Source organism: Ralstonia sp. A12 (assembly GCF_000801955.1).
In the GTDB taxonomy this organism is placed as follows: domain Bacteria; phylum Pseudomonadota; class Gammaproteobacteria; order Burkholderiales; family Burkholderiaceae; genus Ralstonia.
Window position 1 is genome coordinate 56,805 of the sequence record NZ_JSZO01000002.1, and the last position, 24,031, is coordinate 80,835.

The following is a 24,031-nucleotide window of genomic DNA, read 5'->3' on the forward strand; positions in this document are numbered from 1 at the left end:
AAAAGCGTACCCATTTCTGCGTGCGATTTTGAGCATGAGCGTACCCGTTTCTGCGGGCTCTTGTGGACGATCGTGCGGCCGAGCGTACCCATTTCTGCGGACGATGTGAGCGACAACTGTTGCGAGAATCGCGCCGACAATCGGTTTCAACGATCCGGCCGAACACGGCAAACGCCTGTCATGCGTACCCGTTTCTGCGTGATATGTGGAGGAATGTCAGGCCGACGGGGCGGCCAGTTTGCGTGCCGCTTCGGCAATGCTGGCGGCCAGATTGGCTTCGCGTGCGCGCGCGGCGGCAGTCGGCAACGCTGCCAGGCCGAGTGCGTGGGCTACGTCGGCGGCAGCCTCTCCGGCGGCAAGCCGCTCGCGCAGGTGCGCGCCACGTACGCCGCGTAGCGACGCATTCGCCAGGCGTGCCGCCGCATCGATCTGGCCGGCGGCGCGCGCGTAGTCTGCGGCTTCGTCCAGCATGGCTTTGACGATCTGCAGCAGTTGCGAGCGCGAGGCGATGCCCTTGCGTTCGCCAAAATCGCGGCGCAGGGCGGGGGAATCGATGATGCTGCCGTCAGCGCGCCGCGGCGAGCGCTTGCGAATCGACAGCAGCAGTGGCGTGGGTTCGTCGGGCAACGGCAGCGGCGAGAGACCGAATGCCGCACGATACTCGCGCAACGTGACCATCAACGCATCGCATGGCAACCAGCGCTGCGCGCGTCCGCTGCCGACCGTCAACAGCCAGACCGACGCCGGCAGCGCGCCATCGGATGCCGCCTGCGCAGCGGGTACGGCGTGCAAGGTGACATCACCCATACGCGCGCTCACGAGTTCCGATACGCGCAGGCCAGCGTGCGCTAGCAACTCGGCGAGGAAGCGATCGCGTGCCTGGCGCAGGCGCGCTTCACGACCCAACGCCACGCGTGCGCGCACGGCATCTACCAGCAGTGCCATGTCGGCGGCGCTCAGCGAGGCATCGGATTCGGCAGCCATCGCTGGCGGTGATGAGAGTGCGGACGATGCGGTGCTCGGCGCCGGTACGGTGATGACGATTGCGTCGTCGTCGAGAAACGGGTTCGTGCGCAGATAGCCGGTGCGCTGCAGCCAGCCGCACAGGTTGGCGGCGATCACGCTGCTCTGGCGCGTGGAGCGCGCCGAGAGCGGGCCGCGCAGCGGTGTCCAGTCGACGGCGTCACGTTCGATGCCGCGCGCGCTGATTGCCCACGTGGGTGGTTCCTGCAAAAAGCGCAGATACGCGACGGCGTCGTCACGCAACCAGCTGGCGATTGGCTTGCCGAACGTGCGCGCATACCAGCACACGCGTTCTGCTTCCACTCGGTATTGCGACAGCGTGGACGCACCCACCGCGCGCGCGCCCGTTGCGCGTGCGTCGAGCCATGCCTGCACACGTTCGCGATCTTGCACGAGCGCTTGCAGATCCGCCTGCGAGGCGGCGTTATCGGGAAGGGGCGCGGCGTCTGCCGGGCGCGGTTCGGACATGCTGGAACGCGTGGTGTACGAGGGCGGTTTGGATCGCGCAAGTATAGCGAGACGCGATTGCACACAGCGGCGCGTGCATCGCCGGAATGTGGATTGAACAGGCGTGAGCACGTTTCGTTCGTGCCTCCCTCGGGAACGAAATCTGCTACGTGAGGGCATGGCGTTCATGCGCCGGCACATGCATGGCCGGCCCTGGGGGATGGGATGAGCGAATCTGCAGTCAACCTGCCGGCAACGATGCACGACACACAGCCTGTACCGCCTGCGCCTGAGGGCAGCCGGCATCTCGACGTGTTCTGGGTTGACGATCCACTGACAGGAACACGCCTGCACGTGAGCGCCGCCGCGCAAAGCTGGGGCGTACGGCCCGACATCTTGTGCGGTGCGCGCGAGCACTGGCTGGCGCATGTTCACCCGGGGGATCATGCGGCGCTGCGCGCGGCCTGGAGTGGCCTGGCGCGTGGGCAGGGTTTTACGCTCGAGTACCGCTGGATTGGTGCGGATCATGTCGAGCACCGTGTTCGCGAGCGCGGCGACCTGATGCCGCGTACCCAAGGCGCACCGCCCCATGCCGTGGGCCTGCTCGAAGACGTGACGCAGCGCCAGCAGGCACTGGCCGCGCTCACTGAATCCGAATTCCAGTTGCAATGGCTGACCGAGAGCGTGCCGTTTCCGCTGGTGCAGATCGACATCGCGCACTGCGTGCGCTTTGCCAACCATGCGTATGCGCAACGCTTCGGGTTGCAGGTGGACGACGTGCTGGGGCGCCATCTGCGCGAGCTGATGGGGGACAGGGCCTACGCGCGCGTGCAGGCCCAACTGGCTGAGGGTTTTGCCGGCCGCCGTGTCGATTTCGAGATGGAGCTGGAGTACCCGCGCGATATCGGCCGCCGCTTTGTGCACGCCGCCTACACGCCGCAGCACGGACCGGACGGCAGCGTGCAGGCACTGGTGTGTGTGGTGGAGGACATTACCGAGCGCAAGGAAGTCGAGCGTGAACGCTTTCGCCATCAGCGCGAGTTCGTCACGCTGGTCGAGAACTCGCCGGACGTGATTGCGCGGCTTGATCGTGAGTTGCGCTGCGTCTATGTGAACCGCGCCGTGACCGAAGCCTTTGGCGTGACGCCAGCCGACATGACCGGTCAGACGTTGGCCGAGTCGCCGTTGCCGGCCAGCGTGGCGAAGCCGCTGGACGAGGCAACACGCCTGGCATTCGAGACCGGCACCGAGCAGACCTTGACGCTGCATCTGGAAGCCAACGCGGAGCGCGCGTGCATCACGCACTACAACGCACGCGTGATTCCCGAAGCCGACCGCTTGGGCGAGATGGAGGCAGCACTGCTGATCGTCTATGACGTGACCGAGCGCACCGAGGCCGAGCGCGAGCGCAATGCGCTGCTGCTGCGTGAGCAAGCCGCGCGTGCCCAGGCAGAAGCCGCCGCGCTGGCGCGCGATCAGTTCCTGGCGGTGGTGTCGCACGAGTTGCGCTCGCCGCTCAACGGCATACAGAACTGGGCCTACGTGCTTGAGAACCAGATCTCGGGTGGCGCGCCGTTGATGCAACGGGCGCTGGCCGGTATCAAGGCCGGTGTGGAGCAGCAGGTACGGTTGATCGAAGACCTGCTCGACGCCACGCGGGTGATGAGCGGCAAGCTGCGCCTGACGCGTGAACCCTTTACGTTGCGCCACGCGCTGGAGAGTGCGCTCAACAGCGTGCGCACATTGGCCGCCGATCGCCACATCACGCTGCACACCTCCTCTGCGCTGCAGGCGCACGAGATCGATGGTGATGCCGATCGCATCCAGCAGATCGTCTGGAACCTGCTGACCAATGCCATCAAGTTCACCCCGGAAGGTGGTGACGTCTGGCTATCGACAGACCTGGTGGGCGAAGTGGCTCGCATCGTGGTGCGCGACAACGGCCGTGGCATCGCGCCGGCCTTCGTGCCGTATCTGTTTGACCCGTTTCGCCAGGCAGATGACTCGCACACGCGGCACACCGGCGGTCTGGGACTCGGGCTTGCGCTGGTCAAGCGTTTGACCGAACTGCATGGCGGCCGTCTGCATGCGCACAGTGATGGCGAACATCGGGGTGCGACGTTCACCGTCTACCTGCCGTTGCACGCCGGCGCCGAGTTGACCGCGCCGCTGGCAGAAGACCCCGCACGCGATGGGCCACTGCCTTCGCTGACCGGTTTGCGCGTGCTGCTCATCGATGATCAACAAGACGCACGCGATGCGCTGGCGACGTTGCTGACGCAGGTTGGAGCGGACGTCGGCAGTGTCGGCTCCGGTCAGGAAGCCATCCTGCAGCTCGATGCCTGGGGGCCATCGGCGCGCCCGCAGGTCATGGTGTGCGACATCGCGCTGCCCGATGAAGATGGTTATGTGATCCTGCAGAAGGTCCGCTGGTGGGAGCGCCAACGCTTGCCCGTCGGCACAGCACCGATCGAGGCCATCGCCCTGACCGCATTTGCGCAGCCGGATGATCGCGTGCGCGCACTGGCGAGCGGTTTCCATGAGCACCTGGTCAAGCCGGTATCGCCGCACGATCTGGTGCGTGCGCTGCGCGTGCTGGCGCGGTTGTAGGCGGTGGACGCATTCGCTCCGCACAAGCGTCACACCGCAGTGCCAACAAACTGGCCGTAGAAGCTGAACGGCGTGGCTGTTCTAGTACGACGTCAGCGGGCGACCGGCGACGGCGGTTTCCGGCCCGCCCATCACCGTCTGCGCAAACACCTGCGCGAAGCCGTTCTTGGTGACCGGCGTGCGTGTTTCCAGGCAGGCGGCCAGCAGGTCCTGCCAGTGGCGGATGACATCTTGATGAGCCGCATCCGCCGGATGCAGGGCCAGGCGCAGCAGCGGCGTGTTGGCATGCCGCTGCGCCAGCCAGCGCAGGTAGTAGCGCGACATCAGCCGGCGCGTGTTGGACTGCACGCTGTAGGTCAGGCAGGGCGCCTTCAGCGCGCGCGTTGGGTGCAACAGGTAGAAGCGCCGCAGCGTGGTCGTGTAGCGTAGCGGGAGCCCATCCAGCGCCTGCCACGTCGCCGCGTTCATCAGCCATGCCGGTGCGACAAAGCCGTGCAGCGGCCAGCCGTTCGCGGCAAACCACGCCGCGCCGGCTTCAATGCGCGCACGCGCAGCCGACAGCGGAATGGCCGAGAACTCGCCTTCGCCCGCTGTGTAGCGGGTGCGGATCAACTGGTCGACAAAACCGCCGGGGGGCTGGTCGTCCAAGTGTGCGTAGCCGTGCAGTACCAACTCATCACCCGCGCCCAGGCGTTCGGTCATCACACGGCAGAAGCGCTCGCTGTTGCGCGCGGTTGGGCCGCGGTGGCAGTTGGGAATGACCAGCAGCGATTTCGGTACCGGGCACACCTCATCCAACGCAGAAAGCAGGGCCATGCATGCCGGCCAGGTAGCGGGCGTGACATCGTGCATGGCAATGACCAGGTAGCGCGACATGATGGATGGGCTCGTCTATCGGGTACGTGTGGTGGTTCGGCGGCTTGCGCACAGGCGTCTTGTGGGTGGACAGCGTGATCAGACCTGGCGCCGCAGCTCGGCCGGTGCAATGCGCATCAGCCCGCGGTACTTGGCGACCGTGCGGCGCGCGACGATCACGCCCTGCTCGGCCAGCATCTTGGCGAGCGATACATCGGAGAGCGGCGCATCGGCGTCTTCGGCTTCGATCATCTCCTTGAGCAGCGCCCGCACCGAGGCGGCCGAGCATGCGCCGCCCGTGTCGGTGGCGAGCTGGCGCGAGAAGAAGTGCTTGAACTCGAAGATGCCGCGCGGCGTGGCCATGTACTTGTTGCCGGTGGCGCGCGAGATGGTCGACTCATGCAGGCCCAACTCTTCAGCCACATCGCGCAGCACCAGCGGCTTCATGGCCACTTCGCCATATTCCAGAAAGTGCTTCTGGTGCGCGACGATGGCCTCCGCCACGCGCTGGATGGTGGCAAAACGCTGCTGCGCATTGCGGATCAGCCAGCGTGCTTCCTGCAACTGATGCGCCAGCGGCGTGCGATGGTGGCCGCGCGTCTGTGCAAAGAGTTCGGCATAGACCTTGTTGACGCGCGCGCACGGTGCAACGGCCGGGTTGGTGACGGCAATCCACTTGCCCTTGATCTTGGTGACGAACACATCGGGCACAACGTAGCCTGCGTGCGCCTGCGAGAAGCGCTGCCCCGGGCGCGGATCCAACGCGCGGATCAAGGCGCAGGCGTCGCGCAGTTCGTCTTCGGTGCAGGCGAGTGTGCGACGCATCAGCACGAACTCGCGCTTGGCCAGACGCGACAGGTGGCTGCGCACGATGTCCTGCGCGATCTCCTGAATGCGTTCTTCGGCTTCGGTCTCTGCCGGGCGTGCTTCGATCTGCAGACGCAGGCATTCGGACAGATCACGCGCTGCCACGCCCGGCGGGTCCATGCTCTGCACCAGCGCCAGCGCAATCTGCATTTCCTTCTCGGTGGGCACGGGTTCCACGGGGGCCAGCGGGATCAGCTCAGAGAGCAACTGGCGCAGGTAGCCATCGTCGTCCAGCGCTTCAACCACGGTCTGCGCCAGCACACGGTCGCGCTCTGACAAGCGATAGCTGAGCAGCTCTTCGTGCAGGTGTTCGCGCAAGCTTGGGGTGGCGTGCACCCATTCGCCGATGTCGCTGTCTTCACCATCGCCGTGGCGGTTGCCGTTGTGGCTGTAGTAGGTGCTGAAGTCCGCAGGAAACTCTTCCGATGCGGCGATGGCCGGATCGGTTTCGATGGCGCTGGTGGTGGTCTCCGGCGGCACTTCTTCTGCGCGCGTGGTGTCAGCGGCAGCGTCGTTCGGCTCAGCAGAGGCGGACACCTCACCCGTGCGGGCCATGCCGTCGGCCTGAGGCTGCATGTCGGGCTGCGTGCCGGCCTCTTGTTCGACCTCTTCCAGGAACGGGTTGCTGGCGAGCGCTTCTTGCATTTCCTGCGCAAATTCGTTGGCGGACAACTGCAACAGCTTCACGGACTGCTGCAGCCGCGGCGTCAGCGCGAGATGCTGCTTCGCACGCATTTCGAGAGCGGCCTTGACCATTCGCCTTGCCTCCTTGGGTGAGTGGGCGCCGGTCTTGCAACCGGCATGACTCCCCCATCAATGCAAAGCGTGTGCCATGCCAGAAAACCTAGGTGCGGCAAGGCTTTGCAGGTGGCTGGCACGCCGTTTCTACATGGTCATGTCGTTTTTATATGCGCATTGTTGCCGGCACATGACAGCGCGGCGGCCGCACATGGGGCCCATCGCATGATCACAACAGGTGGCATGGCAGGTACATAGGTTGCTGCCACGGCCAGGGAGCCGGCTGTCAGTCGAACGCCGGCTTCGCGTTCCATCACCGTCACACGTAAGGAGAAACTGATGCAATCACGCACGCTGACTGCCGCCCTCGCGGGCGCCATCCTGGCCCTCGGCATGACGACAGCCATGGCTCAGACCAACCCCGCTCCGGCAGATGCGCCGCCCAATGCGCCCAAGGCGGGCACGGATGCCATGCCTGCCGATGGCAGTGCTGAAGGCGCTAAGCCGAAGGCCAAGCATAAGAAATCGCATCACGCGAAGTCTTCGAGCAAGTCAGGTGGATCAGGCAGCGCCAGTGTGGGTGACACGTCAAGCTCGGGCAAGGCCGCCGGCGGCAACGACGCAGCAGCAGGCGCCGGTATGGCGCCGTCGGGTGCGGCCAAGCAAAGCCAGTAACCGACCCGTCCGACCAACATCACGTGAGGAGGCCCGCCGTGCGAGTCCAATGGTTGACGCTATGGCAGGCGGGCCGATACAGGCACACCGCAATCGACCCTGCACCACGTCGTACGCCGCATGAGCACCCAGGCGGGCGCACGCGCACGCATCCGCGCTGAGGCTTCAGCGTGGATGCGTGCGATATGAAACGTGGAGAACGGGCCGGATCAGGCCGCCATGCTGGCGGTGGCCGTGGTCTGGTAGAGGTCGAGCCGGTTGTACAGTGTTTTCAGGCTCACGCCGAGCGTCTTGGCCGCCTGGCGCTTGTCACCGTGAAAGTGCTCCAGCGTGGCCAGGATCAGCGTGCGTTGCGCGTCGGCCAGCGTCACGCCCACCGACAGGCTCAGCACACCTTCCTTGACGCTCGGTTGCGCGGGGCCGCGTGGCGATGTCAGCGGCGCAGTCAGCTCGATGCTCTTCTCGCCGAGGATGTAGCCGCGCTGCACGGCGTTGCGCAATTCGCGCACATTGCCGGGCCAGGCGTGGTTGCGCAAGACGCTGAGCGCTGCGCGCGAGAGCACCTTGTCGGTCTGGTGCGCTGCATTGAACTGCGCCAGGAAATGCAGGGCCAGTTCTTCGATGTCGTCGTCGCGCTCGCGCAGCGGTGGCACGTGCAGCGGCACCACGGCCAGGCGGTACATCAGGTCTTCGCGAAACGCGCCGTCGGCCACCGCTTCCATCAGGTTGCGGTTGGTGGCGGCGATGATGCGCACGCGCGTCTGGATTGGCTCGGTGCCGCCCACGCGCATGAAGATGCCGGTCTCCAGCACGCGCAGCAGCTTGACCTGCATCTCCACCGGCATCTCGGTGATCTCGTCCAGGAAGATGGTGCCGCCGCTGGCGTGTTCGAAGTAGCCAATATGGCGTTGCGCTGCGCCGGTGAAGCTGCCCTTTTCATGGCCGAACAGCTCGGACTCGATCAGGTTGGGCGAAATGGCGCCGCAGTTCACGGCGATGAAGGCCTGGTCGGCACGCGCACTCATGTCATGCACGGTGCTGGCGATCAGCTCCTTGCCGGTGCCCGATTCGCCCATGATGAGCACGGTGGCCAGCGTGTTCGATACCTTGCCGATCTGCTTGTACAGCGCGCGCATCACCGGCGAGCGGCCGTAGAGGTGGCCGAAATCAGGTTCCGCGATGGCTTGTGCGATTGGGGTGGCTTGGCTTGCAGGGGTGTCGGTTTCAGCCGGCACGTGATCGGCATCGTCGAATTCAGCGATGTCGGTCAGGCCCGGGGGGCAGCGTAGGCGCCCGGCAGTGACTGCGCGGTCGTCAGCGAAGGCTTCGCTCAAGGACATGGCTCCCTCGTGGTCGGTCACGACGGGGACGTCCCGGCACGGAGCCGCCTGTTCAGCGATGCTGGCTCCCGATGGCTTGGCGCGTCGTCATCCCGTCACATTGTGTTAAAAAGTTGAGCCATTATCGGGGTCGCCCTAGCGCGTTGTATGTCAGGCATGCGCTGACGTTTCGGCCATCCTGTCGGCCAAACGCTGACAAGAAACGGGCCCGAGACGCTGGCGGGGCGCAGGTTTCACTCCCGCAAGCGGCGGGCGGCGTTCATTCGGCGTCCGTTCGGGCCTCATATGGCCGATAGGTGGCGAAGCCTTGGCCGTCTCACCTATGCTGAGATCACGCCCGCTTGGTCGGGCTGGCCGCCCGGAGTGATGCCTCCGAGTCTTTTGTTGCACGAGAACGTGTAAAAGTTACCGGTCTCCGCACTGGCGACATGGGCCTTGCCACGCAACCGCCGCGCCCATCGCCGCGCGTGTCGCCGATGGAATACTTTTTGCACCTGCCGCTTGGTCGCGTCGCCTGTTCGTCATGATGGGCCCGCAGTTGCCCCGCGCATTGACCGCCGGCGATCCGATCGAATCGCCGGCCATCCAACCGAATCGAGATGCCACATATCCTGATTGTCGAAGACGATGCCAACGCTCGCGCCGCCCTGGGTGAACTGGTGAGTGCCGAAGGGTTCACTACCGCGCAGGCCGGCTCGCTGCGCGATGCGCGCATTCAGATGACGCGTCACAGCCCCGACGCCATCCTGATCGATCTGCTGCTGCCCGACGGCAACGGCATGGATTTGATGGAAGACATCGCGCCGCACTCTGGCACCGAGATCATCGTCATGACTGGCCACGCCAGCGTGGAGACCGCCGTCGAGGCGCTGCGCATGGGCGCGGCCGACTACCTCGTTAAGCCGGTTAACTTCCAGCGGCTCAAATCCGTACTCGCGCGCATCCCGCGCCCAGGTGACCTGAAGGCTGAGATCGGCAACCTGCGCGGCGAGCTGCGCCGGCTGGGCCTGTTTGGCCAGATGCTCGGCAACTCGCCGGCCATGCAGACGCTGTATGACCAGGTCAGCCGCGTGGCGCCCACCGAGGCGACCGTGCTGCTCATCGGCGAGTCCGGCACCGGCAAGGAACTGGCCGCCCAGACCATCCACGACCTGAGCCTGCGCCGCAAGCAGCCCTTCCTGCCCGTCAACTGCGGCGCCATTTCGCCCAACCTGATCGAGTCGGAAATGTTCGGCCACGAGCGCGGCAGCTTTACCGGCGCCGACCGCCAACACAAGGGTTACTTCGAGCGCGCCAACGGCGGCACGCTGTTTCTCGATGAAATTACCGAAATGCCGATCGAGCTGCAGGTCAAGCTGCTGCGCGTGCTGGAGACCGGCGTGTTCATGCGCGTGGGCACCAACCGCGAGATCGATTCCGACGTGCGCGTGATTGCCGCCACCAACCGCGACCCCGAAGAGGCTGTCGCCGACGGCAAGCTGCGGGCGGATCTGTATCACCGCTTGAATGTGTTCCCGCTGCAGTTGCCGCCGCTGCGCGAGCGCGGCAAGGACGTTGACTTGCTGGCACAGCATTTCCTGGACCAGCTCAACGCGCAGAACAACACCAAGAAGGCCTTCCTGCCACCCGCCATGGACACGCTGCGCGCCTACAACTGGCCCGGCAACGTGCGCGAGCTGCGCAACTATGTGCAGCGCGCGTACATCTTGTCTGACGACGCGGGCATCGACACGGCCAACGTGCCGCTGCAGGTGTCGAGCACGCAAACCACGTCTGGCGGCTCCACACTGACGATCCCGGTGGGTACATCGCTGGCCAGTGCCGACAAGAAGATCATCCTGGCCACGCTTGAGCAGTGTGGCGGCGTGAAGAAGCGTGCGGCCGAGCTGCTCGGCATCAGCCTGAAGACGCTCTACAACCGGCTGGAGGAATACGGCAACAGCGATGACGGCGACGCTGGCGCCAGCTCGAGTTCGGGCCGTTCGCACGCCACCGAGGCATAAACGGCGCACACAGGTGATTTGTCAGGCGCGGTACGCGGCTTGCTGACGCTGGGGGTATCCGCCGTCGCGGCGGCAAACGTATCCCACCGCACAGGAGACCGCCATGCTGCGCTATGCAGTCATCTTCTTCATCATCGCCCTGATCGCGGCCGCGCTTGGGTTTGGTGGTATTGCTGCCAGCGCGGCCGGCATTGCCAAAATCCTGTTCATGATCTTCGTGGTGCTGTTCGTGGTGAGTCTGCTGTGGGGCCTGATGGCCGGGCGCAGGTGAGGGTGCAATAACAGGAGCGCAGACCGATGGAACCGTCACAGCCCAACCCGTTTCCCAAATCCGATGACAACGGCAACCTGATCCGCGAAGACGTGGCGCAGGCGGCCGAGCGCGTCAAGGCGACCACCGCCCAGGCCATCGACCGCACCGCCGGCGCAGCCGCGGATGCACTGGATCAAGCCGCCGCCCGGCGCGAGCAGTGGCGCGTATCACGGCAGCGCTTTGCGAACGATGCGGTGGATTGCATGCGCACGCATCCGCTGGCGACGATCGCGCTGGCCTTCGGCGCCGGCTTCCTCATCAGCCGGCTACTGGGCAGCGACGACGACTGACCGAGCCCCTGCCCTTGCTTGCGCGTATGCTGCGGGCTGACTACGCTCGAAGGCGGCGCGGGCCTTGCCGTGCCGCCTCCACCAAGGACCGTTCATGCGCCTGGCTGCTTTTTTCATCGACCGCGATGTGCTCAAGCGTTCTGCCCAGGTGCTGATTGGGGCGGCACGGCAGTGGTCTGTGCATCGTGCGGCCAGCAAGGGCGCGGCGCTGTCGTTCTACACGCTGTTCTCGATGGCACCGGTGCTGGTGCTGGTCATCTCGATTGCCGGGCTGTTCTTTGGCGAGCAAGCCGCACGCGGCGAGATCTTCGGGCAGATCAAAGGTCTGGTGGGCGATCAGGGCGCCGCTGCGGTGGAGACCGTGCTGGCCGCCACCAAGCGCTCCGGCCACGGTCTGTTTGCCGCCGTCACCGCGGTCGCGCTGTTGGTGGTGGGCGCCACCAGCGCGTTCTCTGAACTCAAGAGCAGTCTCGATGAACTCTGGGAAGTCCCGCCGCGTCAGCAGTCCGGCCTATGGGGGCTGCTGCGCGCGCGGCTGCTGTCGTTCAGCCTGATCCTGGTGCTGGCCTTCCTGCTGCTGGTCTCGCTCATCGTCAATGCCGCGTTGGCGGTGATCCAACGCTTCTGGGGCGAGATCTGGGCGGGCGCAGGCTTCTTCGCACCGGTGGCGCAGGCCGTGTCTTCCGTGTTTGCGTTTGCGGTGGTGTCGCTGTTGTTCGGCACCATCTTCAAGATGCTGCCCGAGACGCGCGTGGCCTGGCGCGACGTGGCTCTGGGCGCGGTGGTGACCGCCATGTTGTTTTCGCTCGGCAAGCGCTTTATTGGGCTGTATCTCGGCAGCAGCGCGGTGGCGTCTTCCTACGGCGCGGCCGGGTCCGTGGTGGCACTGATGCTGTGGATCTACTATTCCGCGCAGATTTTCTTCTTTGGCGCGCTGGTGACACGCCAATACGCGCTGCTGTTCGGCAGCCGCAAGCATGAGGCGACCGGGGCGGCGGGCGCTACGGGGTCTGCCGCACAAGCGGCGCTGCTCAACCCGACGCTGGCGGCCGGTGCCGCCAACGGCACGCGCGACAGCGGGCGTTAATCCCGCGTCAACTGCTCCAGCAGCACCCCTGCCAAAAAGGCCAGGCAGATCGTCAGCGCCGGACGCTGGCGCATGGAACTGCTGGCCTGCTCCGACGCGTTCGCATGCAGTGTCTTCAGTTGTGCTGTGTGCCGGTCGAATTGCGTGAGCGCGCCGGAGACCGCGCCCGCCAGCCGGTCGATGCCTTCTGTCGCGGCCTCTTTCACGCGCTGTGCGGTGTGGTCGATCTGCGGGTGCAGGGGAGTGACGGTGGCGCCGTCAGACGGTGGTCTGGGGTTTAGCTCTGTCATGAAGGGCTCCTGCGGTGCAGTGGCAATGGTCAGTACTGCCCAGCAACCGCCATGCCCCAATACGCTGTGGCCCAAAACAAAAGGGCCACAACCGTGGCCCTGGATACTGGTGAAAACAAAAACTGCGCGACTAGCCGACCGTCACCACGGTCTTGCGCACTGCCAGAATTTCCGCTTGCAGGGCGAGTGCTGCGAGTGCCCGCAGGCTGTCCTGCGGCAAAGCCTTGATCCGCTTGCGGCGATTGGCGGCGCGCTGCTGACGCGCCGCACGCAGGCTTTCTGCGTCGAGTTGCCACGCCTTGCGGGTGGTCTCGAGAATGCGCTGCACTGCGGGATCGACAGGGGTTCGACTACGCACGATTGGACTCCTTACTTCTTACCTTCTTTCAATGTCGCAAAGCACCATACCGATGGGTTTCGCGACGGCCTCCACAATACGGGAGCTTCATGACAACTTCGATAACACCGTCTCCGAAAGGGTTGTCGGAGCATTCCGACACCGTATTGGTCTCCACCATCCGGTGGACGGTTCCTACGGAGTTTCCCTTGCTTGCGTACAGGGTCAGTTGATCCTAAGCAAGATCGCCGATCGCGTACAATCTCGGCTGCCCCGGATTGACAACACCGCTTGGGGCATCCATCGGCCGTCAGGATGACCCCTGCCGGCCAGCGCACACGCCACGTGCGCATTCATCCGCATTTTTCACCCCTCCCTTTCGGTTTTTGCCCGTGAGTACGCTGCAGCAGGAGATCCGGCGCCGCCGGACGTTCGCCATCATTGCCCACCCGGATGCGGGTAAAACCACGCTGACTGAAAAGCTGCTCTGGTTCGGCGGCGCCATCCAGATGGCCGGCGCCGTGCGCGCGCGCAAGGCCAACCGCCATGCCACCTCCGACTGGATGGAGATGGAAAAGCAGCGCGGCATCTCGGTGACGTCCTCGGTGATGCAGTTCCCGTACCAGAACGACGGCGGCGATTACATCGTCAACCTGCTCGACACCCCGGGCCACGAAGACTTTTCGGAAGACACGTACCGCACGCTCACGGCCGTCGACTCGGCCGTGATGGTGATCGACTCCGTGAACGGCGTGGAAGCGCAGACCATCAAGCTGCTCAACGTCTGCCGCCTGCGCCACACACCCATCCTCACGTTCATCAACAAGCTTGACCGCGAGGGCCGCGCGCCCATCGAACTGCTCGATGAAATTGAAGACGTGCTGCAGATCCAGTGCGCCCCGATGACGTGGCCGATCGGCATGGGCAAGTCGTTCAAGGGCGTGTATCACCTCATCAACGACACGGTGCAGTTGTTCGACCCGAATGCCGACAGCGAGAAGGGTGCGACCGCCGGTCTGATTCAAGGCCTCGACAACCCGGAGCTGGACCGCATCCTCGGCTCGCAAGCCGAAGAGCTGCGCATCGACATCGAACTGGTGCGCGGTGCCTCGCACACGTTCGACAAAGAGGCGTTCCTGGCTGGCAAGCAATGCCCGGTGTACTTCGGCTCGGCCGTAAACAACTTCGGGGTGCAGTCGCTGCTGGATGCACTGGTGGGCCAGTCGCCGGAGCCGCTGGCGCGCCCCACCGAGACGCGCGAAGTCAAGCCGCTGGAAGAGAAATTCACCGGCTTCGTCTTCAAGATCCAGGCCAACATGGACCCGAAGCACCGTGACCGCATCGCCTTCGTGCGTGTGTGCTCGGGCCGCTTCGAGCGCGGCATGAAGCTGCTGCAGGTGTCGACCGGCAAGACGGTCGCCATCAACAACGCCATCACCTTCATGGCGCAGGACCGCAATACCACGGAAGAGGCCTTTGCCGGCGACATCATCGGCGTGCCCAACCACGGCACGATCCGCCTGGGCGATGCCTTTACCGAAGGCGAGACGCTCAAGTTCACGGGCATCCCGTCGTTTGCGCCGGAATTCTTCCGCCGTGCGCGCCTGAACAACCCGCTGCGTCTGAAGCAGCTGCAGAAGGGTTTGCAGCAGCTGGCCGAAGAGGGCGCCACGCAGATGTTCCGCCCGCTGTCGTCGAACGATCTCGTGCTGGGTGCGGTCGGTATCCTGCAGTTCGACGTGGTCGCGCATCGTCTGGAGCACGAATACGGCGTCGATGCCATCTTCGAACCGCACGAATGCTCCACGGCCCGCTGGCTGCGCGGCAAGCAGGAAGACATTGACAAGCTGATTGACAAGGCCGGCCACAACGTGGCCCTGGATGGTGCGGGTGACTACGTCTACCTGGCACCGAGCCAGGTGAACTTGCGGCTGACACAGGAGCGCTTCCCGGACATCCAGTTCATGGAGACGCGGGAAATCGTCTAAGCGGGCGAGTCAAAAAGAAACGGGGCCAAGTGCCCCGTTTTTTATTACGACGTCTCAATCCCCAGCGCGGTAATCCACCGCTCGCGCCGCTCCAGCGCCTGCAATGAGCGCTTGCCAAGCCGCGTCGCCACCAGGTTCAGCAGTCCTTCGCAAAACACCAGATAGGCGCCCATGCTGTTGCTGAAGAAACTGCTCTCGTGTGGGATGAGGAAGGCGTGATCCGCCGGCGGCACCAGCGGCGAGGCGAGGGTGTCGGTCAACGCAATCACCGAAAGCCCGGCCTGTTTGGCCGCGGCAGCGGCTTCGGCCACGCTGCGCGTGTATGGCGCCACGCTCGTCACGACCACCACGTCGCCCGGCTGCAGTTGCGCCAGCCCTTCAGCCACGCCAAGCCCTTGCGTATCGAGCAGGGCGACATCGGTACGGATCATGCCGAGGCCGTAGCAAAGGAAGCTGGCCAATGCACTGAACTGCCGCAGGCCATGAATGCGCACGCGCCGCGCGCTGGCCAGCAGGTGTGCGGCATCTTGCAGGTCCGTGGGCGAGAGCTGCGCAAGGCAGCGCTCGATATTGCCAATGGATTCACGCGCGAGTTGGGCCACCGTTTCCACTTCGGGCGACGTGTTCGCCGCCTGTGCCCGCGTCTTCTTACCAGCCACCAGCCGTTCGGCCTGCTGGCTGTAGAAGTGGCGATGACGCTGCGCGACGCTGTCGCGGAACACGTTCTGGAAATCGGCAAAGCCCGCGTAGCCGAGCTTGGTCGATAACCGCGTCAACGTGGAGGCGTTGATATCGAGCGACGTGGCCAGATCGGTAATGGTGCGCACGGCGACTTCTTCCGGACGCTCGATCAGCTTGGCCAATACCGTATGCGCCTTGGTGCCGAGCGACAGATCGGCCTCGTCGCGGCCGATGCGCAGCAGCAGTTCGCGCAGGCCGTCGACGCTGCGTGGCGGCTCGGCTTGCTGTGGTTCCGTCTTACGGCGTGACCTCTGTTTGCTGGTGTCCATTGACCATCCGATACCGGGCTGGGCGCCCGGGATGTTCATAAACCGCCCATTCTATGTGAGCCGGCAGGATGGTGATGTGGGCGGTGGCCAGCGTGTTCTCGTTGTCGGGGTCGTGTGGGTCTGCGCGGTAGATTGGCAGCGCCGCATCGCCCTGGTCGGCGAGGATGGCAAGCGGGTCGATGGCCTGACCGCTGGCCTGTGCATGCGCCAGCAACGCATCGCCGCGCGCTTGCCGGTGGCCGGAAGAGTCGGTGATGATCTGCGGCGCGTTAAGCATCGACGGATGGATCGCATGGTTGGCGTGCAGCGAGGGTTCGGTGATCTCGCGCACCGAGCAGCCGCGTGCGCCAAACTCAACGCTCAATAGCGCAGGGTGCGCGCACTGCCCCAGCGTCAGATGGAAACCGCCTGCGCGTGGGGATTCGCGTAGCAGCCACACGGCGGCGTCGAGCGTGGCGGCATCGAGCACCGCGCGCGTCAGCACCATGCGCGGCACGCCAGCCACCGCCTCAGTTGCCACATCCCGCAGGCGCAGGTTGTTCACGGTCATTGCCAAACCGGCATCAGTTACAGCAAAGGTGTGGCCGGGAAGCGAGCCCGGATAGACGAACGCCGCGAACCCGGGGCCGCCCTCGATGCGGCACTGCGCGATTGCGCAGTGCCCGGCAAAGCCAGGGTCGCCGTCTTCGTTGTGCGCAATCTGCCGCTGGCTGGTGTCGGGGATCTGCACGGTGGTACAGCCGTCGTTGGTGGCGGCCCAGACATCGCCCCGGCAGTTCCACAGGAAGACGTCGTCGAACGGCAGTTGCAGCCCATCTGCCAGCCCTTGCAGTTCGGCCCAGATGCGCGGAAAGCGTTCGCGCACAAGTGCGGCCATGGCGTCTGCCGTTGCACTGCCGCGCCAGCGCATCACGCTTTGCCAGGACTCGGTCTTCAGTAGATGCTGGTGAACGGCGGCGGCGCCGAAGCGCCCCAGCTGTTGGCCCGCTTCAAACGGCGTGCCGGAAATCTCGACAAAAGCTAAGGACGGCATGTGCCAGGAATCATTCGACGTGTTGAAGGAAATCGCGCAGGCGCTGGTTGGGCGGCGCATCGAGCACGTTCACGGCAGGGCCATCGACGGCGATGTGGCCGTGCTCCATGAAGATTAGGCGCGTGCCGACCTTGCGCGCAAATGCCATCTCGTGGGTGACGACGACCATCGTCATGCCTTCTTCGGCAAGTGACTGCATCACGCGCAGCACCTCTTGCCGCAACTCGGGGTCGAGCGCGGAAGTGGGCTCATCAAACAGCATCAGCTTGGGTTTGACGGCCAATGCGCGCGCAATGGCGACGCGCTGCTGCTGGCCGCCGGACAACTCGCTTGGGTAGTGACCGGCGCGTGCTGCCAGCCCGACCTTGGCGAGCAGCTCGCGCGCCAGATCTTCGGCAGCCTGCTTGCCCATGCCGCGTACCTGTCGCGGGCCGAATGCGACGTTCTCCAGCGCCGTCAATTGCGGGAACAGGTTGAACTGCTGGAAGACCATACCGGCTTCCTGCCGGATCTCGCGCACCTTCTTTGCGCCGCCCAGCACGCTGATGCCGTCGACGATCAGGTCGCCACCGTCGATCTGTTCCAGCGCATTGATGCAACGGAGCAGCGTCGACTTGCCCGAGCCGGAGGGGCCGATCAGCACGACCACTTCCCCCTTGATGATGTTCAGGTCCACGCCATCGAGCACGGTGGTCTGGCCGAAGCGCTTGGTGACGCGCTTGAATTGGACGATCGGGTCGTTGGTGCTCATAGCATCCGCATCCTCTTTTCCATCGTGCGCAGCCCGAACGTGAGCGTGCCGATCATGCACAGGTAGATGATGGCCACGGCGGACCAGATTTCCACCGCACGGAAGTTGGACGCCATGATCTCTTGCCCCTGCCGCGTGAGTTCACCCACGCCGATGACGATGAACAGCGAGGTGTCTTTCAGGCTGACGATGAACTGGTTGCCCAGCGGTGGTGTCATGCGACGCAGCGCCACCGGTCCGATCACGAAGGCCAGCACGCGCCAGGCGGGCATGCCCAGCGCCAACCCGGCTTCCTTCAGCCCGCGCGGCACGGAGAGAAATGCGCCGCGCACGATCTCGGCAATGTAGGCGCCCGAGTTGACGATGATCGACACCACCGCGGCGGTCATCGCATCCACGCGAATGTGCAGCAGTATGGGCAGCGCAAAGTAGATGAACATCACCTGCACGACGATGGGCGTGCCGCGCACAAACTCGACGTAGGCGAAGGCGATCTTCTGGCACAGCGCATTGCCGTAGGCGCGCATCAGGCCGAATAGCAGCCCGGTGAGCACGCCGCCGACAAGGCCAACGACTGTGATCCACACCGTCAGCCGCGCGCCCTGCAACAGCGCGGGCAGCGCGTCGACCACAACCGACAGATCAAACTCCATAAACGATCTCCAGCCTGTGTTGCATGAAAGGCATCACAGCTTGGCCGGCTCGGTGCCGAACCACTTCTTGTAGATCGCCGTGTAGCGGCCATCGGCCTTGATCTTTGCCAGCGCTGCGTTGACCTTGGGCACCAGCGGGCTGCCCTTGGGGAAGGCAATGCCGTACTGGTGCGCCATCATCTGCTGGCCCACCGCTTTCACGCGGCCCTTGCCGATGGTGTTGATGTAGTACAGCACGTTGGGCGTGTCGTGCATTGCGGCATCGACGCGGCCAGTGGCCAGCTCCAGATAGGCGTTGTCGATGTTCGGGAACTGGCGCAGGTCGGTGCCGGCAAAGTGCGCCTTGGCGTAGTCGGCGGCGGAGGTGCCGGTCTTGATGGCGAGCGATTTGCCCTTTAGGTCATCCGCGCCCTTGATCGTGCTGGCCGCCGGCACCATCAGCGTGAAGCCGCTGTCGTAGTAGCCGTCGGAGAAGTCGACGATCTTTTTGCGCTCGTCTTTGATGGTGATGCCGGCCAGCGCCACGTCGACATTGCGCGTCTGCAGCGCTGGCAGGATGCCGTTGAAGTCCATCGGCTGCAGCTTGTAGTCAAGCTTGGCGTCCTTGGCGATTTCCTTCCAGAGGTCGATGTCGAACCCGACGTACTGGTCGCCCTGCTTGAATTCGAACGGCACGAAGGCCGTATCACATGCGACCAGCAGCGTCTCAGCCCGTGCGGCCTGACCAGCAAAGGACGCCGCGACGAGCACTGCCGCGATCAGTTTTGCAGCGAATTTCATGTGCAACCCCTTGAAATGTGGATGTGCTTGATGAGGCAAGCAGATTTGCATTGATGAAATACACGCAAATCTGTTTGCGAAGTATCGGTGGGAGCAAATCAGGTTGCAACATCGGGTATACCCGTCAGGGCATAAAAAAACGGGGCGTTGGAGCCCCGTTTCGTTGATGACTGGTCTGTCCTATCTGCCGTCGGCGCGCGCTTGGCGCTGTATCCGCACCCGCACCGCATCCAATCCGCCGCCCACATCCAACACCGCATCGTCCGCAAACACGCCTTGCGCGAGACGCGCCAGCGCGCCCCCGCCCGGTACCTCCACCGCCATGCGCGCACCGCGCTCAAGCGCATGGCGTAGCGTGTCGTGCCAGAGTACCGGCCGCGCCATATTCCATGTCAGGTCTTCGACGATGAGATTCGCGCGGAAGAGCGCCCGCGCGCGGCTGCTGCTGACGTAGGTGAGCTGCGGTGCGTGTGGCGTGACCTTTGCAGCAGCAGCGGTCAGTTCAGCCGCCTGCACATCGAGCAATCGGCAGTGCGACGGCACGGCCATGCACAACCGCGTCGCCGTTGATGCGCCTGCCGCCTGCGCGAGCGCCATGACTTGTGTGAGTGCCGCATCGCTGCCCGCCACGACAATCTGTCGTTCTGCATTCAGGTTGGCGACATAAGCTGGCGTTGCCGGCGAGTTGACTTGCGCGACGACGGCGGTGACTTCGGGTTCGGTCAAACCGGCCGTGACGGCCATGCCATAGCCGCTTGGATACGCGTCCTCCATGAGCTGCCCGCGCAGGCGGACGAGGCGCAGCGCATCGCTGAAATCCAGCACGCCCGCCACGACCGCCGCGGGCCACGCGCCGATGGATAGGCCGGCTACCATGTCCGGCGCAGCGTCCTGGCGAACGAGCGTGCGTGCCACCGCCACACCGGCAATCAGCAGGCAGAGTTGAACCGCCACGGTCGACCGCAATGCCTCTGCGGTATCGAGCGTGAGCGGATCCGTACCCAGCACATCACCGGCTTCGGCCAGTGTTTGTGCGACGGCCGGGTCATCAGGCAACGCGTGAAGCATGCCCGCACGCTGGCTGCCCTGGCCGGGGAACATGAAGAGGATGCTCATGCCACGTCGCTCCACGGGTCTGCGACGAGGCGGGGGCCGTGGTCGGTCTTGAGCAACGTCTTGTGCGGTGACGCTAGCCAATCGCGTAGTGCGAAACCACCGTGGCCGGTATCGATCTGCAGATCGACACGGCATTCGATGTCGTCCAGCAAGCGCACAAGGTGATCACGCTGTGCAGCCGATGGAGCATGCGGCATGCGTACGACAAGATCGAGATCGCTATCCGCATGCAGCACGGGCAAACCGGTGGCGAGCGCAAAGCCTGCACCGCCAGTTGGGCCCCATGCCCAGCCGAGTGCGTTGAGTTCCGTTGCCAATGCACGCACGGTGCGGAGTGCCGCAAACGGTGCGTTGTCGGCGATGGCGACGGTGGTGGTCGCCAATGCTTCGGGTGTGATCACGCGTGTGACCGTGCTGGCAGCCGCGGTGGCCGCACAGCGTTCGCTGCGGCCACTGCCGCGCAGGCCTACCGGGATCGACCCATCGGCACCACGCGGCGCACGGCGCACGACGACCGGCGCACCTTGCCGGCATGCCGCAACGGCCCAATCCGGCAAAGGTGCACCGTCCGCTGTCGTGGGCATCTCAGATACCCAAAGCAGATCGTGCGCACGCAGCGGCATGTGTGTCATCGCAGCAGCGCTTGCGTCGCGAGGAATAGGACCGACGGACCGAGCAGGCAGCCGATGCCCGTATGGAACGTCGCCACCAGCGAGCCATAGGGCACCAGGCGCCGATCCGTGGCCGCAAGCCCAGCCGATACGCCGCTGACCGTACCCGCCAACCCGCCGAACACCATGGCCGCACGCGGGTTGTTCAGGCCCAAGGCCTTGGCTGCGAAGGGCGTGCCGACCATCACCAGGATCGCCTTGACCAGGCCCGTGGCAATCGACAACGCCATCACATCGGAGCTGGCACCCAGCGCCGCGCCCGTCACCGGGCCGACGATGTACGTGACCGCACCCGCGCCGATGGTGGTGACGCTCACCGCGTCGGTGTACCCGAAGGCGTAGGCCACGCACGCGCCGACGATGAACGGCAGCACCGTCCCCAGCAGCAGCGAGATGGCGCCGATCAGGCCTGCCTTGCGTGCCTCGGTCACCTGCACTTCGAATGCGGTGGCGACGATGGCGAAGTCGCGCAGCATCGCACCGCCCATCAGGCCGATGCCGCCGAACAGCTTGAGGTCAGCCAGGCCGCGCTCGCCGCCGGTCTGCATGCCACCCCAGTAGGCCAGCACCAGCCCGATCATGATGGCGATGGCCGAGCCGTGCACGCGCCCAAAGGTCAGCTTCTTGGACAGCCACATCGACAGGCCCATCACGATACCGACGAGCGCAAAGGCGGCGACGAGCCCGTTGTGCTGCAGAACTTTTTCCAGCATTGACAGCATGGTGAGGCTCCTTAGGCGCGGGCTTGTTCGGATTCAGGCAGGGGTGGCAGTGGTTGCCGGTCTTCTGCTCTGCCTGTGCGGTTGATGAGTGCGATGCACACGCCGCACACCACGACCGCGCCGATGGCACCGAGCAGTGCTACGGGGCCGCCGCGCAGTGCCGTCACCACGTTCTGCGTGGCGGCCATTGCCACCACCACCGGGATGTACATCGCGCCCCAGAATGAGACGCCGGCCTCGGTGGCGGCCGGCATCAGCCCGCGCTTGTGCAGGTAGAGGCGCGCAAAGATCAGCAGCAACATGGCGATGCCTACGCCGCCAACGTTGGCTTTCACGCCGATGGCCTGGCCGAGCAAGTCGCCCAGGAAGAGGCCGGCGATGTGACATAGCGCCAGCAGGGTCGTACCGTAGATGATCACGTCTTTGTCTCCTGAAGGAACGGCGATGGGTCGCCTGTTATGGGTGTTGTGGTGATCGAGGTGTGAAGACTGCTTGTTTGCGTTAGTGGTGCATCCCTTGTTTCATCCCCTGCCGGGGCTGACTCACTTTCTTTGTCTTGCCAAAGAAAGTAAGCAAAGAAAGGCGCGCCCGAGATGGCGACCCATCCCTTGAATTTCTGTAACCGGGCGGAGAAGGAGGCAAACTCGCTTCGCTCAAACAGGCCTCCTTCTTTTTTCCGCCCGCTCACAGAAATTCAAGGCGCCATCTAGGGCAGGTACGGCCAAACCGACTGGGCGCTTGGGTTGGCGCCGGTGTCATCTCCTGTTCGTTACGCGTTCCATTGCGCGCGCAGGCGTTCGCGTACTTCCGACGACGCCTTGCGCAGCGGTGCGCCCAGCCGGCTTTCCAGCCCGCGCGATGGGTCGGCTGCAATGTCAGCGAGTGCCGCTGCAAGTGCGGTCTGCACGGCGTCGACGTCGCCTGCATCCGGTGCGTTGGCGGACTTGACCTTCAGCAGCTTCCACAGCAGCCCGAGCGACGCAAAGCTGGCAATGTCGTACGCCATGGGCGGGATCTCCTGCGCGAGGCGTTCGAGGTCGGCCACCGAGCGCAGCGTCACGCGTGCAGCGGCCGCCTTGCCCATCGCGTGCACCATCACCTCGGCATCGTCGAGTGCGAGCAGTCGATTGGCCTGATAGCCGTGCGCCAGCAGCGCGCCCGACATGGCGCGGCCAACGATCAGGCCGATCACCGGATGCCCAGCCAACCGCGCGGCAGCGTAGGCATCGGCTGCTGCGGCCAGTGCGAGGTGGATACCGTAGGCTTCCTCGCGGCGGCCGTAGGCTTGGCTTGCCACATCAATCACCGCGACGATGGCGCGCTTCTTGTCTTGCCCGGCGTCTTCGGCCATGACATCGCGCACGGCGCGCGCGAGCTGCCAGCCTTCAACCAGGCCGACCTCGCCATTGCGAGCACGCGGGAAGCGGTTCTTGGCATCGGGCACCACGGCGATGTAGCGGGCGGGTTGATCCGCCAGCGTGGCATCGATGACTTGCAACGTGCTGCCGTAGCCGGCAACCGGTGTGCCGCCGGTGAGCGCGCGCATCCAGGTTGCGCCGCGTGTGGAGAGTTCTGTTTGGCTCATGCTTGATCCTTGGCAGCGTAGAGCGTGCGCACATCTTCGGCCATGGCCTGACGCGAGGTGTCGACAGCGGCGAGCTGTGCGAGGTAATGGTCGACTTGTTCGCTGCGCTGGTGCTTGGGCGAACCGGCACGCAGCCACTCGATCACCTGCGCGCGGATGCTGACGGCATCGTCTTCGATACAGACATCGGCCAGGCCGGTAGCATTGCGTTGTTCGCCGCCGGTCAGGCTCCAGATGAAGGGGCGGTCGCGCGAGTCATATTCCTCGATGCCGGCTTCCTGCTCGATCACTTGCGGGCCGTTGAGGCCCAAGCGTGCCTCGCGCGTCATCAGCAGGTAGCTGCACAGGCCCGCTGCGATGCTCATGCCGCCAAAGCAGCCGACCACGCCCGCGGTGATGCCGATCACCGGCCCGTACTCACGTAGCGCGCGGATGGCCGCATGGATCTCGGCAATGGCGGCGAGGCCAAGGTTGGCCTCCTGCAGCCGCACACCGCCGGTCTCGAAGACGATCACGGCGCGCGTCGGAATGCCGTTGCGGTTGTCTTCTGCCGCCAACTCCAGCGCGCCGGCAATCTTGGCGCCGGACACCTCGCCCATGCTGCCGCCCTGGAAGGCGCCTTCAATGGCGAGCACCACGGCGGGTTGTCCGCCCAATGTGCCGCGCGCCACCACCACGCCGTCATCGGCCTGCGTGACGATGCCCTGGCGCGGCAGCCACGGCGAGGTCAGTTGTTCGAACGGGTCAAGCAGCTCGCGGAAGGTGCCGGGGTCGAGCAGGGCCATCGCACGACGGCGCGCATCGCGTTCGATAAAGCTGTCGCGTTCAATCGGGTTGCGTGACATGG

24 protein-coding genes are annotated in these 24,031 nt (G+C 64.9%); 7 read left to right on the plus strand and 17 right to left on the minus strand.

Annotated features, from left to right (window positions below; translation table 11 throughout):
* Nucleotides 1–216: 216 nt before the first annotated feature.
* Complete coding sequence (locus PI87_RS04635; protein WP_039596526.1) at nt 217–1,491, minus strand: integrase; 1,275 nt, start codon at nt 1,489–1,491, stop codon at nt 217–219.
* 237 nt (nt 1,492–1,728) lie between these two features.
* On the opposite strand from PI87_RS04635, the gene PI87_RS04640 reads away from it, so the two are divergent.
* Nucleotides 1,729–4,080 (plus strand): hybrid sensor histidine kinase/response regulator, encoded by a 2,352-nt coding sequence (locus PI87_RS04640; RefSeq protein WP_052321432.1) that lies wholly within the window; start codon nt 1,729–1,731, stop codon nt 4,078–4,080.
* Nucleotides 4,081–4,161: 81 nt separating this feature from the next.
* Here the strand turns inward: PI87_RS04640 and PI87_RS04645 are convergent, their stop codons facing one another.
* Together PI87_RS04645 and PI87_RS04650 are read right to left on the minus strand one after the other, a co-directional pair.
* Entirely contained in the window at nt 4,162–4,956 is a 795-nt protein-coding gene (locus PI87_RS04645; RefSeq protein WP_039596528.1) for a DUF2334 domain-containing protein, read from the minus strand.
* Nucleotides 4,957–5,034: 78 nt separating this feature from the next.
* Nucleotides 5,035–6,558, minus strand: coding sequence for an RNA polymerase factor sigma-54 (locus tag PI87_RS04650; RefSeq protein WP_039596529.1), 1,524 nt, complete (start codon nt 6,556–6,558; stop codon nt 5,035–5,037).
* A 321-nt stretch (nt 6,559–6,879) separates the two neighbouring features.
* Between PI87_RS04650 and PI87_RS04655 the strand changes: the two genes are divergently transcribed.
* Entirely contained in the window at nt 6,880–7,215 is a 336-nt protein-coding gene (locus tag PI87_RS04655) for a hypothetical protein (RefSeq protein WP_039596530.1), read from the plus strand.
* A 209-nt stretch (nt 7,216–7,424) separates the two neighbouring features.
* Here PI87_RS04655 and PI87_RS04660 read toward each other — a convergent pair whose 3' ends face one another.
* Complete coding sequence (locus tag PI87_RS04660; RefSeq protein WP_039596531.1) at nt 7,425–8,555, minus strand: sigma-54 interaction domain-containing protein; 1,131 nt, start codon at nt 8,553–8,555, stop codon at nt 7,425–7,427.
* 599 nt (nt 8,556–9,154) lie between these two features.
* On the opposite strand from PI87_RS04660, the gene PI87_RS04665 reads away from it, so the two are divergent.
* The 4 genes from PI87_RS04665 to PI87_RS04680 all read left to right on the plus strand — a co-directional run bounded on the left by PI87_RS04665 (nt 9,155) and on the right by PI87_RS04680 (nt 12,248).
* Nucleotides 9,155–10,558: a sigma-54-dependent transcriptional regulator gene (locus tag PI87_RS04665; RefSeq protein ID WP_039596532.1), complete on the plus strand. Its 1,404-nt coding sequence runs from the start codon at nt 9,155–9,157 to the stop codon at nt 10,556–10,558.
* 103 nt (nt 10,559–10,661) lie between these two features.
* On the plus strand, nt 10,662–10,829 hold the full coding sequence (locus tag PI87_RS28425; protein ID WP_039596533.1) for a DUF1328 domain-containing protein: 168 nt from the start codon (nt 10,662–10,664) through the stop codon (nt 10,827–10,829).
* Nucleotides 10,830–10,855: 26 nt separating this feature from the next.
* Nucleotides 10,856–11,161, plus strand: coding sequence for a hypothetical protein (locus tag PI87_RS04675; protein WP_039596534.1), 306 nt, complete (start codon nt 10,856–10,858; stop codon nt 11,159–11,161).
* A 94-nt stretch (nt 11,162–11,255) separates the two neighbouring features.
* Nucleotides 11,256–12,248 carry a YihY/virulence factor BrkB family protein gene (locus tag PI87_RS04680; RefSeq protein ID WP_039596535.1) on the plus strand — a complete coding sequence of 331 codons (993 nt, stop codon included), beginning with the start codon at nt 11,256–11,258 and terminating at the stop codon, nt 12,246–12,248.
* Here PI87_RS04680 and PI87_RS04685 read toward each other — a convergent pair.
* Both PI87_RS04685 and PI87_RS04690 read right to left on the minus strand, forming a co-directional pair.
* The gene (locus tag PI87_RS04685; protein WP_039596536.1) at nt 12,245–12,538 is read right to left on the minus strand and encodes a hypothetical protein; all 294 of its coding nucleotides are present in this window, start codon (nt 12,536–12,538) and stop codon (nt 12,245–12,247) included. The genes PI87_RS04680 and PI87_RS04685 overlap by 4 nt on opposite strands.
* A gap of 130 nt (nt 12,539–12,668) precedes the next feature.
* Entirely contained in the window at nt 12,669–12,896 is a 228-nt protein-coding gene (locus PI87_RS04690; protein WP_039596537.1) for a hypothetical protein, read from the minus strand.
* Nucleotides 12,897–13,267: 371 nt separating this feature from the next.
* Between PI87_RS04690 and PI87_RS04695 the strand changes: the two genes are divergently transcribed.
* Entirely contained in the window at nt 13,268–14,863 is a 1,596-nt protein-coding gene (locus tag PI87_RS04695; protein ID WP_039596538.1) for a peptide chain release factor 3, read from the plus strand.
* A 44-nt stretch (nt 14,864–14,907) separates the two neighbouring features.
* Here the strand turns inward: PI87_RS04695 and PI87_RS04700 are convergent, their stop codons facing one another.
* The 11 genes from PI87_RS04700 to PI87_RS04750 form a co-directional block, all read right to left on the minus strand.
* Nucleotides 14,908–15,873: a MurR/RpiR family transcriptional regulator gene (locus PI87_RS04700; protein ID WP_039596539.1), complete on the minus strand. Its 966-nt coding sequence runs from the start codon at nt 15,871–15,873 to the stop codon at nt 14,908–14,910.
* Nucleotides 15,842–16,906: a C45 family autoproteolytic acyltransferase/hydolase gene (locus PI87_RS04705; RefSeq protein WP_039596858.1), complete on the minus strand. Its 1,065-nt coding sequence runs from the start codon at nt 16,904–16,906 to the stop codon at nt 15,842–15,844. The genes PI87_RS04700 and PI87_RS04705 overlap by 32 nt, the downstream gene beginning before the upstream one ends.
* Before the next feature lie 10 nt (nt 16,907–16,916).
* Nucleotides 16,917–17,657: a glutamine ABC transporter ATP-binding protein GlnQ gene (gene glnQ, locus PI87_RS04710; protein WP_039596540.1), complete on the minus strand. Its 741-nt coding sequence runs from the start codon at nt 17,655–17,657 to the stop codon at nt 16,917–16,919.
* Nucleotides 17,654–18,310 carry a glutamine ABC transporter permease GlnP gene (gene glnP, locus PI87_RS04715; protein ID WP_039596541.1) on the minus strand — a complete coding sequence of 219 codons (657 nt, stop codon included), beginning with the start codon at nt 18,308–18,310 and terminating at the stop codon, nt 17,654–17,656. Before glnP ends, glnQ begins: the two co-directional genes overlap by 4 nt.
* A 33-nt stretch (nt 18,311–18,343) precedes the next feature.
* Entirely contained in the window at nt 18,344–19,090 is a 747-nt protein-coding gene (gene glnH / locus PI87_RS04720) for a glutamine ABC transporter substrate-binding protein GlnH (protein ID WP_039596542.1), read from the minus strand.
* 180 nt (nt 19,091–19,270) lie between these two features.
* Nucleotides 19,271–20,206: a malonate decarboxylase subunit epsilon gene (mdcH, locus tag PI87_RS04725; protein WP_039596543.1), complete on the minus strand. Its 936-nt coding sequence runs from the start codon at nt 20,204–20,206 to the stop codon at nt 19,271–19,273.
* Nucleotides 20,203–20,838, minus strand: a complete 636-nt coding sequence (locus tag PI87_RS04730) for a malonate decarboxylase holo-ACP synthase (RefSeq protein WP_039596544.1) — start codon at nt 20,836–20,838, stop codon at nt 20,203–20,205. Before PI87_RS04730 ends, mdcH begins: the two co-directional genes overlap by 4 nt.
* Complete coding sequence (gene madM / locus PI87_RS04735) at nt 20,835–21,599, minus strand: malonate transporter subunit MadM (RefSeq protein ID WP_039596545.1); 765 nt, start codon at nt 21,597–21,599, stop codon at nt 20,835–20,837. The genes PI87_RS04730 and madM overlap by 4 nt, the downstream gene beginning before the upstream one ends.
* Nucleotides 21,600–21,610: 11 nt before the next feature.
* Nucleotides 21,611–22,018: a malonate transporter subunit MadL gene (gene madL, locus PI87_RS04740; protein ID WP_039596546.1), complete on the minus strand. Its 408-nt coding sequence runs from the start codon at nt 22,016–22,018 to the stop codon at nt 21,611–21,613.
* Between the two features lie 350 nt (nt 22,019–22,368).
* Complete coding sequence (gene mdcE / locus PI87_RS04745) at nt 22,369–23,184, minus strand: biotin-independent malonate decarboxylase subunit gamma (RefSeq protein ID WP_039596547.1); 816 nt, start codon at nt 23,182–23,184, stop codon at nt 22,369–22,371.
* The gene (locus PI87_RS04750; RefSeq protein WP_039596548.1) at nt 23,181–24,029 is read right to left on the minus strand and encodes a biotin-independent malonate decarboxylase subunit beta; all 849 of its coding nucleotides are present in this window, start codon (nt 24,027–24,029) and stop codon (nt 23,181–23,183) included. The genes mdcE and PI87_RS04750 overlap by 4 nt, the downstream gene beginning before the upstream one ends.
* Nucleotides 24,030–24,031: the final 2 nt, after the last annotated feature.

Excerpts from the sequence above, each read along its gene's own strand:
- PI87_RS28425 (WP_039596533.1), top strand. The coding sequence starts at position 10,662 with ATGCTGCGCTATGCAGTCATCTTCTTCATCATCGCCCTGATCGCGGCC.
- glnQ (WP_039596540.1), bottom strand. The coding sequence starts at position 17,657 with ATGAGCACCAACGACCCGATCGTCCAATTCAAGCGCGTCACCAAGCGC.
- mdcE (WP_039596547.1), bottom strand. The coding sequence starts at position 23,184 with ATGAGCCAAACAGAACTCTCCACACGCGGCGCAACCTGGATGCGCGCG.
- glnH (WP_039596542.1), bottom strand. The coding sequence starts at position 19,090 with ATGAAATTCGCTGCAAAACTGATCGCGGCAGTGCTCGTCGCGGCGTCC.
- PI87_RS04645 (WP_039596528.1), bottom strand. The coding sequence starts at position 4,956 with ATGTCGCGCTACCTGGTCATTGCCATGCACGATGTCACGCCCGCTACC.
- mdcH (WP_039596543.1), bottom strand. The coding sequence starts at position 20,206 with ATGAGCATCCTCTTCATGTTCCCCGGCCAGGGCAGCCAGCGTGCGGGC.
- PI87_RS04730 (WP_039596544.1), bottom strand. The coding sequence starts at position 20,838 with ATGACACACATGCCGCTGCGTGCGCACGATCTGCTTTGGGTATCTGAG.
- PI87_RS04705 (WP_039596858.1), bottom strand. The coding sequence starts at position 16,906 with ATGCCGTCCTTAGCTTTTGTCGAGATTTCCGGCACGCCGTTTGAAGCG.
- PI87_RS04640 (WP_052321432.1), top strand. The coding sequence starts at position 1,729 with ATGCACGACACACAGCCTGTACCGCCTGCGCCTGAGGGCAGCCGGCAT.
- PI87_RS04635 (WP_039596526.1), bottom strand. The coding sequence starts at position 1,491 with ATGTCCGAACCGCGCCCGGCAGACGCCGCGCCCCTTCCCGATAACGCC.
- PI87_RS04750 (WP_039596548.1), bottom strand. The coding sequence starts at position 24,029 with ATGTCACGCAACCCGATTGAACGCGACAGCTTTATCGAACGCGATGCG.
- PI87_RS04650 (WP_039596529.1), bottom strand. The coding sequence starts at position 6,558 with ATGGTCAAGGCCGCTCTCGAAATGCGTGCGAAGCAGCATCTCGCGCTG.
- PI87_RS04680 (WP_039596535.1), top strand. The coding sequence starts at position 11,256 with ATGCGCCTGGCTGCTTTTTTCATCGACCGCGATGTGCTCAAGCGTTCT.
- PI87_RS04675 (WP_039596534.1), top strand. The coding sequence starts at position 10,856 with ATGGAACCGTCACAGCCCAACCCGTTTCCCAAATCCGATGACAACGGC.
- PI87_RS04700 (WP_039596539.1), bottom strand. The coding sequence starts at position 15,873 with ATGGACACCAGCAAACAGAGGTCACGCCGTAAGACGGAACCACAGCAA.
- PI87_RS04685 (WP_039596536.1), bottom strand. The coding sequence starts at position 12,538 with ATGACAGAGCTAAACCCCAGACCACCGTCTGACGGCGCCACCGTCACT.
- PI87_RS04660 (WP_039596531.1), bottom strand. The coding sequence starts at position 8,555 with ATGTCCTTGAGCGAAGCCTTCGCTGACGACCGCGCAGTCACTGCCGGG.
- glnP (WP_039596541.1), bottom strand. The coding sequence starts at position 18,310 with ATGGAGTTTGATCTGTCGGTTGTGGTCGACGCGCTGCCCGCGCTGTTG.
- PI87_RS04665 (WP_039596532.1), top strand. The coding sequence starts at position 9,155 with ATGCCACATATCCTGATTGTCGAAGACGATGCCAACGCTCGCGCCGCC.
- madM (WP_039596545.1), bottom strand. The coding sequence starts at position 21,599 with ATGCTGTCAATGCTGGAAAAAGTTCTGCAGCACAACGGGCTCGTCGCC.
- PI87_RS04655 (WP_039596530.1), top strand. The coding sequence starts at position 6,880 with ATGCAATCACGCACGCTGACTGCCGCCCTCGCGGGCGCCATCCTGGCC.